This window comes from Curtanaerobium respiraculi, from assembly GCF_024609215.1.
GTDB classification, from domain to species: Bacteria; Actinomycetota; Coriobacteriia; order Coriobacteriales; family Eggerthellaceae; genus Curtanaerobium; species Curtanaerobium respiraculi.
In genome coordinates, this window is record NZ_JANIPD030000001.1 from 446,314 (window position 1) to 460,494 (window position 14,181).

Below are 14,181 nucleotides of genomic sequence, written 5' to 3' on the forward strand. Positions count from 1 at the left end.
CTTTTCTATTTACTCGAATCGGAATCATCATTCTACGCAACTTTTTAATCTTTTTCAGAGACATTTCCATTTTTAGGAAAATTGCTCATCCTTCCCACCTCTGGTTTTCATACTTTTCCACTTTAGATTCACTATTTGTGGAAAACATCATTACTAGATTGAAAACATCTGTTGAAAATTAAAACCCGTTGTGAGAAACCCCCGATGTCTGTTGAAAACCATCCATCGAGAAGACCGTCGAGGGCGCCGCGGGTACGTGAAACACGCGATTGCGGAGAGCACCACTCCTTGAACTGGAGGAATCTAACATCTTCATTTTGTCAAGCGCTATCTGTTTTATATAATGCCTGTTCAGATATGTTTTTAAAAAAATATTCATATACGGATCGAAGATGGGGCGCGAGGGTCGGAAGAGGCTGATTCTCCATGCATCATTATCAGCAAGCAAAGTTTTCAACAGCTCCTTGCGGGGAGTTGAGGCGGTTTTAAACATTTTCCACAAGACCGGAAAAGATACATGTGGAAAACAATGGTTGAAAAGAGCGTCCGCTGTCGTACACTGGGATGCCAAGTCCATTCGAAAGAGGTTTTCCATGAATCCCGAGTCATACATCGATCTTTGGGAGGACGTGACGGCTCGGATTAAAACGTTCGAGAATATCGACCCCTCCCAAATCGACGCGTTTTTCACCCGGCTGCAGCCGCAGGCATTCAGCGAAGGCTTCCTCATGCTCACCACGGACAGCAGCTTCATCAAGAAGTGGATCGAGTCCCACTACACCGGGGCGATCAGGCACGCGCTCGAGGAGATGTACCACGTCCCCTTCACCATCGCCATCGAAGTCGATCCTGAGAGCGCTTCTTCGTCTCTTCCGGAGGCACCCCACCCGGCGGGGAGGACGCAGCTGGCTCCAGCGGCAGCGCCGCGGCAAGCGGAGGCGGAAGCCGTTGTTCTGTCGGAGCCGGCTCCCGAGCGCGCCGGTGCGCCCGCGCCTGCCGACAGCATGCTGTCGGGATACACGTTCGAGAACTTCGTTACGGGCACGTCGAACAACATGGCGTATTCCATGGCAGTGGCAGTCGCCGAGACCCCGGGAGGGCAGGCAGGGTTCAACCCTCTGTTCATCTACGGAAAGAGCGGGTTGGGCAAAACCCATCTTCTCCGATCCATACAGAACTATATCCGCGCCAACTACGCGCAGCAGCGGACGGTGTACACCGACACGATGGAGCTGGTGAACGACTACACCGACGCAGCCGCGAGCCATGATCAGGATGCATTCGCACGATTCAAGCAGCGGTACGAGAACGCCGACGTCCTCCTCATCGACGACGTGCAGGGGCTTCAGAACCGGCCGGCGACGTTGAATATGGTGTTCCAGATATTCAACCGCATGGTAGACCGGGGAAAGCAGGTTGTCCTTTCCGCCGATCGCGCGCCAAAGAACATCGACATCGACGAGCGCTACCGCAGCCGGTTCGCGATGGGGGGTATTTGCGACATCCAACCCCCGGAACCCGAAACGAAGCTGGGAATCATAAAGAACTACATCGAGGAATGCAAGAAAACCGGAGGGGGCTTCGACATCCCCGCCGACGTTCAGGAATTTATCGCGGAGAACTCAAGCTCGAACATACGCGAGCTGAAGAGTGCGGTCACCCGGGTGGTGTTCGAGGTGCGGAGCGGCGGCATGAAGGGCATAACCGTCACAGACGCGCGAAAACTTCTCGCCGACCATTTCAGCGGCGGCATGGCGAAGCGTGTCAGGGTAAGCGACATCCAAGCGGCGGTCGAGAGGTTCTACGGAGTATCCCATGCCGAGCTGGTGGGCAGGAAGCGCTCCGCGAACATCACCTACGCCCGCCAGATAGCAATATATCTCTGCCGCACGCTGATCGATATCCCCTTCAACACCATCGGCAGTGAATTCAACCGGGACCATTCGACTATCATGTACAGTTACCGGTCGGTCGAGGAGAAAGCAAAGGAAAGCCGCGACGTCAACGAGGAGCTCGAGATATTGCGGCAGGAGCTTCTGGACCAATAGGAAAAAGGGGGCACACCCGAGGGAGAATCAGTGGAGAAAAGAGAGTGCACGGTCGAATCCCGAAGCGGAGCCGGAAACGATGGGGAGGGAATGCGCGCGGCACCCACAGGTATTGCATGGGGAAAACAAAGCTTCTACCTGCGATTACAACGATTTTCACCTTTTTCCACCAACCTTATTATTACTATGATGTTTTAAATTAATTACTTAGAAAGGGAGTTCCGTTGAAGTTCAGCATCAACGCAAGCGAACTGCAAAACGCATTGACCACCGTGTCAAAGGGATCCGATTCCAATCCGGCCCAGCCCATTCTCGCAGGCATCCTCCTGAATGCCCGCGAGAGCATGCTGACGCTCGAGTCAACCAATCTGAACCTTTCCATCCGCTGTGCCCTCCCCGCCCTGGTCGAGGAGGAAGGGAGATGCGTCATCCCTTCAAAGCTGCTGGTAGATGTGGTGAAAAGCCTGCCCGACGCGGCGGTGCACATCCAAGCGGAGGATGACGAAGACAAGGCGACCATCCTCTGCGAGGCGTCGACCTTCTCATTGAAGACCCTTGCTGCGCAGGATTTCCCCGGCTTCCCGGAAGTCGCGGCAGACCATACGATGAGGATTCCCTACGGAATATTCAAGAGGATGGTTCGACGTACGGCCAAGGTCACATCGCGGGATGAATCACGTGCCATACTCACCGGCATCCTAGTTGAAACGGCAGGGGGGCTGCTACGGATGGTAGCGACCGATTCATATCGCCTTGCGGTGACGGAGGCTCCGTTCGGCGATACCGCGGAATCGTTTTCGGCGGTCATCCCCGGCGCGTTCATGCAAGATCTCGCCGCGCTCCCGGAGATTGGCTGCGACATCGAGATGGCGGTCGCGGAAAACCAGATCATCGCCGAATATGGAAGCACCACGTTTATCAGCAGGCGGATCGAGGGCAATTACCCGCCCTATAACCAGCTTCTGCCGGACTCGTTCAAGACGCGCGCGACGTTCGACACGAAGCAGCTGATAGATGCCGTCAAGCGAACGTCGCTTCTCAGCAACAAGACCTCCGCTATGAAACTCGATCTGAACGCCTCATCGCAGACGACGCAGATTTCCACGGCAACCCAGGATATCGGCGCCGCCAGCGAGACCATTCGCAGCAAGATAGAGGGCGACGATTGCGAGATTGCGTTCAATTTCGGCTATACCATCGACGGGCTTTCCAGTTCCGAAGAGGATGAGGTGTCACTCGAGCTCCAAGGTGCCCAGAGACCCGGTATTTTCAAATCGGGCGATTCGGAGAGATACCTATATCTGATCATGCCCATCCGCATGCAGTGAAGTCTCCATTGACCTCGCCCGAAACACACGAATCCCGCCATGAGCAACTGAAGGTGACGTCGGTGTCGTGCGCCGATTTCCGGGTATACAGCCGCTTCGCCCTCGAGGACATCGGCGACCTGACCATCTTCGTCGGCCCCAACGCCGTCGGCAAGACAAGCGTCCTCGAAGCAATCCAGCTCATAACGGGGCTCGAATCCTTCCGCACGTCGCACGTATCGCAGACGGTTCGCTGGGGAGCGGCTTCCGCCCGCATCTCGGCTCTTTTTGAAAGCGAACGGCGCAGCCTCAACATGCGCCTCGATATCGCCTCCGGGCAGAGGAGGTATTCCCTCAATGGAAAGGGCAAGAGCGCCCGCGCCCTCTCCGGGCTTCTTCCCGCCGTCGTGTTCTCCCCCGATGACCTTCAGATGGCCAAGGGCGCCCCATCGCTTCGACGCAAGCAGATCGATAGCCTGGGGGCGCAGGTCTCGAAGAACTACTATGCGGTGCGTTCCGATTACGTGAAGCTCGTCAAGCAGAAGAACCAGGCCCTCAAGGCCGAGATGCCCGATTCGTTCATCGATAGCATCGACGAGGTTCTGACGCGGGTGGGGGTCCAGGTGCTGCAACACCGGCTGTATCTGGTGGATAGGATTCAGCCTTTCTTCGAAGGATACTACCGGTCGATAGCTGGGGGATCGGAACGTGCCTGCTTGGTCTACCTTCCCTGCTGGATGCGCCGCCGAGACCGTGCGGAAAGATGCCGTTACGAATTCGACAGGCAGGAGGCGCTGTCCGAGCTGGCTCAGGCGATTTCCTCCCATCGCACCGCCGAGCGTGCCCAGCACCGTGCCTTGATAGGACCCCATGCCGACGAGGTGACGTTCCTCGTCGAAGGCCACGATGCCTCCCAATTCGCGAGCCAGGGGCAGCAACGCTCACTGGTGCTTGCCTACAAGCTCGCCGAATCCGCTGTGATCCGCGAGCTTCTCGGGCAGAAGCCCGTGCTTTTGCTCGACGACGTGATGAGCGAGCTCGACGAGCGTCGCCGTCGGCGTTTCATGGAGTTCATATCCGAGGGTATGCAGACGTTCATCACGACCACCAACCTGTCATATTTCTCGTTTGAGATGACCGATCGCGCGCGGGTGGTCGACCTTGCCCGCTTGCGCGAGAGAGAGGTCGATGTTTCACGTGAAACATTCTCAATGCGCAGTGCGGAAGGAGGGTTCCATGACGAAGCTCGGTGATGCCCTCGCCGCCGCCATTTCGGGTATTCCAGGGGTTGATGGGGGGGAACTCATCAAAGCTCAGCGCATCGCGCAGGTTCGGGCGATGTGGAAGGGGCTCGTCGATCCCATCATCCTCGCTCATACCAACGGCGTCTACGTATTCACGGAAGGCGGGGGAAAGCAGATGCACGTGTACGTGGATGAAAGCATCTTCGCTGCCGAATTGAACAACCAACGGGAACTTCTGAAGCTGCAGATGATGGAGAGATACGGCGAGAAGGTCGACGAGCTGCATATCCACATCTCCAAAGGGAAGTACAAGAGCATCCATCCATTCGAAAACACGAGCGGGCCGCTGCAATGGCGGTCCGCGCCCCTTTCCGCGAGCGAACTCGATCGTGTCGAGGAAAGCTGCGGGGGTATCGGGGAAGGACGTTTGAAGGATGCGTTCAAACGCGCGATGATTGCCGATTTGGAGTGGAAGAAGGGGCTAAAACGATAAAGTTCCTCATTACCTCTTACATAAGGCGCTTAGAATGGCTCTCAGAGCCTTTAAACAATGCAATATTAACGGAGAGACCAAGCTATTTTCATGCTTCGTGATAGACTGTTAGGCTGATATGCCCCCTCTGGGGGCGTTTGCATGCATATCCACATCTCATCTTCCCAAGTAGAAGGGACCAACGTGGCAGAGAAAAAACCATCCCATTACGACGGAGCGGATATCCAGGTCCTCGAAGGGCTCGAGCCGGTGCGCAAGCGTCCCGGCATGTACATCGGCTCGACCAGTGCGCGCGGTTTGCACCACCTGGTCTACGAGGTTGTCGACAATGCTGTCGATGAGGCGCTTGCCGGATATTGCTCCGAGATCAAAGTATGGATCAACGTCGATGGCAGCGTGACCGTCGACGATAACGGCCGCGGCATCCCCATCGACAAGCATCCCAAGGAGAAGATCCCCACGGTCGAGGTTGTCCTCACCATCCTGCACGCCGGCGGCAAATTCGGCGGTGAGGGGTACAAGGTGTCCGGTGGCTTGCATGGCGTCGGAGTCTCGGTGGTGAACGCGCTTTCCACGCGCACCGTCGTGCGCGTCCGCCGCGACGGCAAGGAATATGAGATCGGATTTGCCTACGGCAAGACCATTGAGAAGCTGCACGAGATCGGTAAATCAAAGCGCACCGGCACCACGGTGCAGTTCTGGCCAGATCCCGCGATCTTCACCGACACCGTGGTATTCGACTACCACACCTTGGAGGAGCGCTTCAGGGAGATGGCTTTCCTGAACAAGGATTTGAAGATCACCCTCACCGATAACCGCGAGATCGACGACGAGGGGATCGCCAAGGCCGAGACGTTCCAATACCACAACGGCATCAAGGACTTCGTCAAGTACCTCACCGCCGGCAAGGAGGTGTTGAATGCCAAACCCATCTACTTTGAGGCGGAAAGCCCTGCCGGCGAGGTGGAGGTGGCCATGCAATGGACCAGCGGGTACTCTACCAACTCCGTGTTCAGCTTCGCCAACAACATCAACACCGTTGAGGGGGGCATGCACCTCGACGGGTTCAAGACGGCCGTCACGCGCACCATCAACGACTATGCGCGGGAGAAGGGGTTGTTGAAGGAGAAGGACAGCAACCTCACCGGCGACGACACCCGCGAGGGCCTCTCCGCAGTCATCTCGGTGAAACTGCACGACCCGCAGTTCGAAGGGCAGACGAAGACCAAGCTGGGGAACTCCGAGATGCGCGGCCTGGTGAGCGGTGCGGTCACCCAAGGGTTGGGGGAATATCTGGAAGAGAATCCCGCCCCCGCGAAGCGCATCATCAACAAAGCGAGCCAAGCCCTGCGCGCCCGCGAAGCAGCCCGCAAGGCACGTGAGATGACCCGCCGCAAGAATGTGCTGGAATCGTTCAGCCTGCCGGGTAAACTGGCCGATTGTAGCAGCAGGGATGCTGCCGAGTGCGAGATGTTCATCGTCGAGGGGGATTCTGCAGGAGGCTCGGCCAAGCAGGCCCGCGACCGCAAATATCAGGCGATCCTCCCCCTGCGCGGCAAGATATTGAATGTCGAACGAGCCGGACTGCACCGTGCTCTGAATAGCGACACGATCAGTTCGCTCATCACCGCCATCGGCACCAACATCGGCGAGGATTTCGACGCGGAGAAGGCGCGTTACCATCGGATCATCATCATGACCGACGCCGATGTCGACGGAGCGCATATCCAGATTCTGCTGCTCACCTTCTTCTACCGCTACATGCCCGAGCTCATCAACCGCGGGTACATCTACATAGCCAAGCCCCCGCTGTACGGTATCAAGGAAGGCAAGAAGAAAATAAGGTATTGCTACAACGATGATGCCCTCGCCGAGGCGATGAAGGACTACCCCGAGGATAAGAAGCCAACCGTCCAGCGTTACAAGGGCCTAGGTGAGATGGATCCCGATCAGCTATGGGAGACAACGATGGAACCCGAGACCCGTATCATGATGCAGGTGAGCATCGAGGACGCCGCAGCTGCCGAACGAGCGGTGAGCGATTTGATGGGCGACCAGGTGGAGCCCCGCAAGGAATTCATTCAGAAGCATGCGAAGGACGTGCGCTTTTTAGATATTTAGCTGCGTATCGAGCATATGCGGCAGTTGTAGTAGAAGGAGTTAATCGGTGGCAGATGAACCCAAAGACCCCGTTGAGATCAATGAAGAACCCGACGGGCAGGAGGATCTCTCCCTTGAGCAGATAGCCCATGCCCACCAGGTTCTGCCGGCGGACATGGCGAGCCAGATGAGGCAGTCGTTCATCGAATACTCGATGAGCGTTATCGTCGCACGCGCCCTGCCGGACGTGCGCGACGGATTGAAGCCCGTTCATCGGCGCATCCTGTATGCCATGAATGAGAGTGGAATCCTGCCCAATCGGCCCCACGCCAAATCCGCGCGCACCGTCGGCGACGTGATCGGTAAATATCATCCGCACGGGGATACGGCAGTGTATGACACCATGGTTCGCCTGGCGCAGCCGTTCAGCCTTCGCGTGCCGTTGGTCGACGGCCATGGCAACTTCGGCAGCATCGATGGAGATAATGCCGCCGCCATGCGTTACACTGAGGCACGTCTTGCCCGTCCTGCTATGGAGTTGCTCCGCGACATGGACAAGGAGACGGTCGACTGGCAGCCCAACTACGATGAGAGCCTGCGCGAGCCGAAGGTGCTGCCCTCCCGCTTCCCCAACCTGCTCGTCAACGGCAGCCAGGGTATCGCCGTGGGGATGGCGACGAATATACCCCCCCACAACCTGGGGGAAGCGATCGATGCAACCTGCCTGATGCTCGACAACCCCGATTGCACGACCGAGGACCTCATGAAGGTCATGCCGGGTCCCGATTTCCCCACCGGTGCCGTTATCATGGGGAAGAAGGGCATCGTCGAAGCCTACGAGACCGGCAGGGGGTCCCTCACCATCCGCGCGCGTTGCGAGATCAGCGAGAAAAGGAACGGGCGCGGCGTCATCACGGTGGAGGAGATCCCGTACGGGGTTAACCGAAACAAGCTGCTCGAGAAGCTGGGCGAGCTCATCCGCGAGAAGAAGCTCCCCGAGGTCTCCAACGTCCACGACGGCGCCGACCGCCACGGCATCGACATCATCATCGAACTGAAGAAAGATGCTATTCCCCAGGTCGTACTCAACAAGCTCTACAAGCATACGAATCTCCAGACCGGTTTCGGCGTGAATATGCTCGCCCTGGTCGATGACGTTCCCCGCACGCTCTCCCTGAAGGAGGCGCTGCATTACTACATCAAGCATCAGAAGGAGGTCATCGTCCGCCGGACGCGCTTCGACCTGCAGAAGGCCGAGGAGCGTGCTCATATCGTGCGCGGCCTGCTCATTGCCCTCGACAACATCGATGAAGTCATCCATATCATCCGATCGAGCAAGACCGACGCCGAAGCCCGCCAACGTCTTATTGGCAATTTCAACCTCGACGAGATCCAAGCGAACGCCATCCTCGATATGCGTTTACGCCGTCTGACCGGCTTGGAATACGATAAGCTCGCCGGCGAGTTAAAGGAGCTCGAGGAGAGAATAGCTTATTACCAGCGTGTTTTGCAGGATGAGGAGCTGGTCAAGCAGATCATCAAGGATGAGATGCTCGATATCAAGAAGAAATTCGGCTCTCCCCGTCGCACAGCGATCACCTCATCTGCCGATACGGACATCGATATTGAGGATCTCATCGCCGACGAGGATATGGTGGTCACCGTCACGAAGAGCGGATATATCAAACGCCTTCCTTTGATGACGTATCGTCAGCAGAAGCGCGGCGGCAAGGGCATGCAGGGTGTGAATCTGAAGGACGGCGATTTCGTCGAACATCTCTTCATAGCCAGCACCCATGCCTACATGCTGTTCTTCACCTCAACGGGCAAGGTGTACCGTCTGAAGGTGTATGAGATCCCCGAGGCGGGCCGCCATGCGCGCGGCACCGCGATAGTCAACCTTCTCCAGCTTGACAAAAGCGTTGGTGAGCGGGTTGCGGCCGTCATCGCCACGAAGGAGTTTCCCGAGGACGAGTACCTGATGTTCGCCACCGCGAGGGGCATGGTGAAGAAGACTTCGATGAGCCTGTACGATCGCACGCGCCGCGACGGGTTGATAGCCATCAACCTGAAAGATGAGGACGAGCTGATCGCCGTCAAGCGCGTCGCCCCGGGCGAGCAGGTCGTCATGGTCAGCAACGCCGGCAAAGCGATCACCTGGAAGGAGGATGAGGCGCGCGCCATGGGCCGCGATACCACCGGCGTGCGGGGCATGGCCCTCGCCGATGACGCCCGCGTGCTCGATATGTCCATCGTCAAGGATGAGGGTGATCTGTTCGTCATCACAGAGAAGGGGTATGGGAAGAGGACGCCCATCAGCGAATATCCCTGCCACCATCGCGGTGGCCAGGGCGTCTTCACCATCACGATGACGATGAAAAAAGGGTTGCTCGCCGCCGCCAAGATGGTCAACGAGGATGAGGAGCTCATCATCATCAGCGAGGATGGCGTCGTCGTCCGCACACCTGCCAAAGGCGTGAGTGAGCAGGGGCGCAATACCCAAGGCGTCCGCGTGATGAATGTCGCTGTAAAGGACAAGGTGACCGCTGTCGGCATCGCTGATGACAGCAAGGGCAAGCGCCACAAGCGTGTCGGCGCCGCCGCTGACAGCGAGGATGTCGACGTCGATGAGGAAGGCTAGACGTTACATCCCATAATTCGCATCAAACGCGACAAGCCCGTCGGGTCGGTTCCGACGGGCTTGCTTACCTTGTATACTGGTTGCGTCAGCTCCGTTATGCGGCCTTGCCAGCTGCGAGCCCGCTTCAAACGTTCGGGACTCGGGGCGGACGATTCGCTGCAACGGTAAGGGGAAAACATGCAGAAGCAGTATTTCAAAGAACGCAGCTGGTGCCTCGATCGCGAAATGGAGTTCAACGTGTACGGCTCGGCCGGCAAGCCGGTGCTGTACATCCCCTGTCAGAACGGCCGGTTCTCCGATTTCGAGGACTTTGGGATGGCCGATGCTCTCTCCCCCCGCATCGAAGACGGGCAGATCCAGGTGTTCAGCTGCGATACCATCGACGCGGAGACCATCTCGAACGAGTTGGGCGACCCCCGCTGGAGGATCGAGAAGCATGAGGACTGGTTCCACTACATTGTCGATGAACTCGTCCCCCGCATCCATCAAATCAACAATAGGAACGGATTTTTGAACGCGGGGCCGGGGATCCTTTCTTTCGGTTGCAGCATGGGAGGATATCATGCAGCCAACTTCTATTTCCGTCGGCCCGATCTCTTTGACCGCAATCTCTCTCTTTCCGCCATGTATGATCTGGATCACTCATTCGATGGTTACCACGACGACCTGACGTATGACAACTCCCCCGACGTTTTCCTGCGGAATATGACCGACGACCATCCTTGGATGGAGCGCTACCGCCATGGGAAATGCGCGCTCTGCGTCGGGCAGGGAGATTGGGAGAATGAGACGCTCGAATCGACCCGGCGCATGGCGGAGGTCGTCGCCCTCCGCGATTTACCGGTCTGGGTCGATTTTTGGGGGTATGACGTGTGCCACGATTGGCCCTGGTGGTTCAAGCAGGTCGATTATTTCATGCCTTGGCTGCTCGACGAGAAATAGAACCATCCATCAAAAAGGAAAAACGTGAACTTCGTATTCATATCTCCGAACTTCCCTGAAAACTACTATCGTTTTTGCGAGGAGCTCGACCGCGACGGGGTGACCGTCCTCGGTATCGGCGACGCCCCATACGATGACCTGCGTTGGCAGTTGAAAAGAGCCTTGACCGAATATTATCGTGTCGACTCCCTCGAAGATTACGACAGCGTGTACCGCGCGGTCGCATTCTTCGCGTTCAAATATGGTCGCATCGATTGGATAGAGAGCAACAACGAGTATTGGCTCGCCCAAGATGCGGAGCTTCGGGATGATTTCAACGTCTCCACAGGATTCCATGCGGAGGATATGGATCGCTCTCGCCGAAAGAGCGTCATGAAGGAGTATTACCGGAGCATCGGCATCCCCGTCGCCCGGTACCATCTGCTCAGCTCGCCGGAAGCAGACCGTGCATTCATCGACGAGGTGGGATATCCCGTCGTCGTCAAACCGGATGATGGAGTCGGCGCCGACGATACCCATCGGATCGAGAACGGCGAGCAGCTCGCCGAATTCTACGCGGTGCCGCGGGAAGGGCCGTATCTGATGGAGGAATTCGTTCGCGGGACGGTATGCTCGTATGACGCGATCATCGATAGCGGGGGGAACCCCCTTTTCGAAACCGGCAACATGTCGCCGGTGAGTATAATGGATATTGTGAACGAGTCGACCGATGTCTTCTTCTACATGGTGAAGAACCTTTCCGATGATGTGCGGGATGCCGGACGCAGGACCGTGAAGGCGTTCGGAGTGAAGAGCCGCTTCATCCACTTCGAATTCTTCCGCCTCGATGAGGATCAAGAAGGTCTCGGCTCGAAGGGCGACATCGTGGGGCTCGAGGTGAACATGCGCCCGTCGGGGGGATTGAGCCCCGAGATGCATAATTTCGCGAACAGCACCAACGTGTACAAGATCTATGCCGATATGGTCGCTTTCGATTCGACAAACGTCGATACGAATGGTGAGCAATACTATTGCGCGTTTGTGAGCCGGCGGCTCAACCGCACATTCGCCATGGGGCATGCCGACGTGATGGCGACGTACGGGAAAGACATCGTCGAGCATGCGCCCGTGCCGCCTGCGCTCTCGGGTGCGATGGGGGATTATGTCTATATTGCCCGCTTCAAGGAGAAAGCCTCCATGCTCTCGTTCGTGAAGGACGTGCTCGCCTAGGCGAGCTGGAGGAATTTCATGAAGAAGGGGATCTGCCGCTCCCAGCTCGCCTCGCAATGAGATGTGCCCGGCGTCACGCTGGATGATGCTCTTCCATCATCATCAATGCCTCGTTTCCTATGGACTTGGCATATCACGCCTCCCTTTCCCTTATATGGAAGCGGGCATATAAAGGTGAAAAATATAGGGGCGCCGCTCTTCCAAATGGAAAAATCCCTTAGGTATTTGTTTGGGAAATACCCTGATAGTTATTCATGATATAAGGACTCATCGGCGCTTTCCCCGGAAAATCGAGTGGGGAAATAAGGTACCATGTTCCCCGAATCGGAAGGGGTTATCTGCTCGTCCACGTGAGGTATCGATGGGGGTGGACGGAATACAAGATGGATGGCCTCCACGCCAACTGATGGGTGTTCTGCCACCGTATCGCCTGGGGGATCATTGGTTTTTCAAGCCTGAAGAGGGGCCGGTCTCTTTGCTGAGAGCAAAAGTGAGGGCGATTTCCGCGAAGTCGCTCATAGCCAACGTTCGTTTTCGTTATCTGGGGATGGGGTTCTTCTGGGCATGCTGCATGCTCACGTTCAGATCGTCGGGGGCGTTGCCCACCGGCATCGATATCACCATGCTGTACACGACGCTGCTGCTGCTCTCGTTCGGCGTGAATATCGCCACGATGGTCACGTTCTCGCTTGTCGAATGCAAGCACCCGGGCACTGTCGGCCGGCTTCCCGCCGGTGCGTTCGCGATGATCATCATAGCGGGGCTCGTGTGTCTCAATTACGCGGATCGCAGCGAGGGCGGGCTGTCCCTGTTCTTCTGCGGTGCCACCCTCGTCGGCATCGGATACGGATCATACTGGGGAATGTGGGCCGAGACCTATTCTCATTTCCATCCCGATATCACCAGCGTCTCGCTGCCCTTGAATTTCATCCTCACGGTCACGATATACAGCCTCGTCTCCGCCGTCTCCGAGAATCTCGGCATCCCTGCCACCGCTTTCATGGTTGTTCTACCGGTTATTTCATGGGCGCTGCTCAGGCGGTGTCGCGCTGACGAGCGGTATGATCGGACGCCGAACACGATCAAGAACATCGTCATCTCGGTCCTCTCCCTCGAGCAGCTTCTGCTTATCTCGGCGGTGCTCTCCTTCTTCTTCGGGCTCCTCTGGGAATCCTCGGTGCTCCTCCTGGGGTCGGTCGATCAATCGCATCAGGTGCCTTTGCTCATCGCATTGGCGACCACGGCGTTTCTCTTCCTGTTCAATACCATCGGCCGCAAGCGGTGGGATATGAACATGCTGTACCGATACGGCGTGCCCGTGATCGCGGTGGCGTTCGTCCTGTTCCCGATATTCTTCATGTCGAACCCGATTCTCGTCAATTCGGTCCTCGGGGCAGGGTTCAGCATTCTCGAGGTGCTGATATGGATTGCAAGCGTGTCGGTGGCCTACGACAACCGGGTGTCAGGCTTCGTCGTCGGCACCGTCGTGCGCTCGACATTCCTTATCTTCAGGCTCATCGGCATCGCGCTGGGGTATTTCCTATTCAATTTGCACGGAGCGAATCTGGTATCGCTCACCGTCATGGCAACGTTCGGCATCGCCACGATGGCGTCCATCACGTATCTATCTTGGCGTGGTAGGACGGTCGACCCGGAAGATATTGGCGTGTTAGATCCCCAAATCGAGGATACAGGATCGAACAACTCGAATTATTCCGGGGTGGCCGGCAGGAGGAGCAGCTCCGATTCGGCGAAGGCGGGATCGGCTCAGAGCGACCAGGATTCGTTTCCCGACACGCTCACGAATTTCAAAATGTGTTGCGATGCCGTATCCGAGCGGTACAATCTCTCTCGCCGCGAGGCGGAGGTGCTCCCGTATCTGGCGCAGGGAAGGACGGCAAAATTCATCTCCGACGAGCTGTTCATTTCCGAAAGCACCGTTCGCACCCATATTCGGCACATCATCGAGAAGACCAAGGCGAAATCGAAGCAGGATATCATTGACATCGTCCTCGTTCACGGTGCGGAGCTCTGCACCGAGTGCATCGTCATGTCCAAAGAGGACGTGCAGGATTTCTAGGGAATCCGAGAGATTCGAAATGTGCGGGTAAATGCTAGGCATGCTTCACCAAGCAAAGAAGCCGCCTCGCGGCGACTTCTGAATTCGTGGTGGAGCATAGGGGGCTCGAACCCCTGA

9 protein-coding genes are annotated in these 14,181 nt (G+C 57.0%); all 9 read left to right on the forward strand.

Features of this window, described 5'->3' with window-relative positions:
• Positions 1-593: 593 nt before the first annotated feature.
• The 9 genes from dnaA to NOV21_RS01965 all read left to right on the forward strand — a co-directional run bounded on the left by dnaA (position 594) and on the right by NOV21_RS01965 (position 14,064).
• The gene (gene dnaA, locus NOV21_RS01925) at positions 594-2,048 is read left to right on the forward strand and encodes a chromosomal replication initiator protein DnaA (protein ID WP_283169957.1); all 1,455 of its coding nucleotides are present in this window, start codon (positions 594-596) and stop codon (positions 2,046-2,048) included.
• Positions 2,049-2,272: 224 nt separating this feature from the next.
• Positions 2,273-3,376, forward strand: a complete 1,104-nt coding sequence (dnaN, locus tag NOV21_RS01930; protein WP_283169958.1) for a DNA polymerase III subunit beta — start codon at positions 2,273-2,275, stop codon at positions 3,374-3,376.
• 62 nt (positions 3,377-3,438) lie between these two features.
• Positions 3,439-4,608, forward strand: coding sequence for a DNA replication/repair protein RecF (gene recF / locus NOV21_RS01935; protein ID WP_283169959.1), 1,170 nt, complete (start codon positions 3,439-3,441; stop codon positions 4,606-4,608).
• Entirely contained in the window at positions 4,592-5,092 is a 501-nt protein-coding gene (locus NOV21_RS01940; protein WP_283169960.1) for a DciA family protein, read from the forward strand. The genes recF and NOV21_RS01940 overlap by 17 nt, the downstream gene beginning before the upstream one ends.
• A 183-nt stretch (positions 5,093-5,275) precedes the next feature.
• On the forward strand, positions 5,276-7,213 hold the full coding sequence (gene gyrB, locus NOV21_RS01945) for a DNA topoisomerase (ATP-hydrolyzing) subunit B (RefSeq protein WP_283169961.1): 1,938 nt from the start codon (positions 5,276-5,278) through the stop codon (positions 7,211-7,213).
• A gap of 121 nt (positions 7,214-7,334) precedes the next feature.
• On the forward strand, positions 7,335-9,833 hold the full coding sequence (gene gyrA, locus NOV21_RS01950) for a DNA gyrase subunit A (protein WP_283169993.1): 2,499 nt from the start codon (positions 7,335-7,337) through the stop codon (positions 9,831-9,833).
• A gap of 177 nt (positions 9,834-10,010) precedes the next feature.
• On the forward strand, positions 10,011-10,775 hold the full coding sequence (locus NOV21_RS01955; RefSeq protein WP_283169962.1) for an esterase family protein: 765 nt from the start codon (positions 10,011-10,013) through the stop codon (positions 10,773-10,775).
• Between the two features lie 24 nt (positions 10,776-10,799).
• The gene (locus tag NOV21_RS01960) at positions 10,800-11,984 is read left to right on the forward strand and encodes an ATP-grasp domain-containing protein (protein ID WP_283169963.1); all 1,185 of its coding nucleotides are present in this window, start codon (positions 10,800-10,802) and stop codon (positions 11,982-11,984) included.
• A gap of 475 nt (positions 11,985-12,459) precedes the next feature.
• A complete protein-coding gene (locus tag NOV21_RS01965; protein WP_283169964.1) occupies positions 12,460-14,064 on the forward strand; it encodes a LuxR C-terminal-related transcriptional regulator in 1,605 nt (534 codons plus the stop codon).
• The last annotated feature ends 117 nt before the right edge of the window (positions 14,065-14,181 follow it).

Coding starts and splice junctions, on each gene's coding strand:
- dnaA (WP_283169957.1), top strand. CDS start 594: ATGAATCCCGAGTCATACATCGATCTTTGGGAGGACGTGACGGCTCGG.
- NOV21_RS01940 (WP_283169960.1), top strand. CDS start 4,592: ATGACGAAGCTCGGTGATGCCCTCGCCGCCGCCATTTCGGGTATTCCA.
- NOV21_RS01955 (WP_283169962.1), top strand. CDS start 10,011: ATGCAGAAGCAGTATTTCAAAGAACGCAGCTGGTGCCTCGATCGCGAA.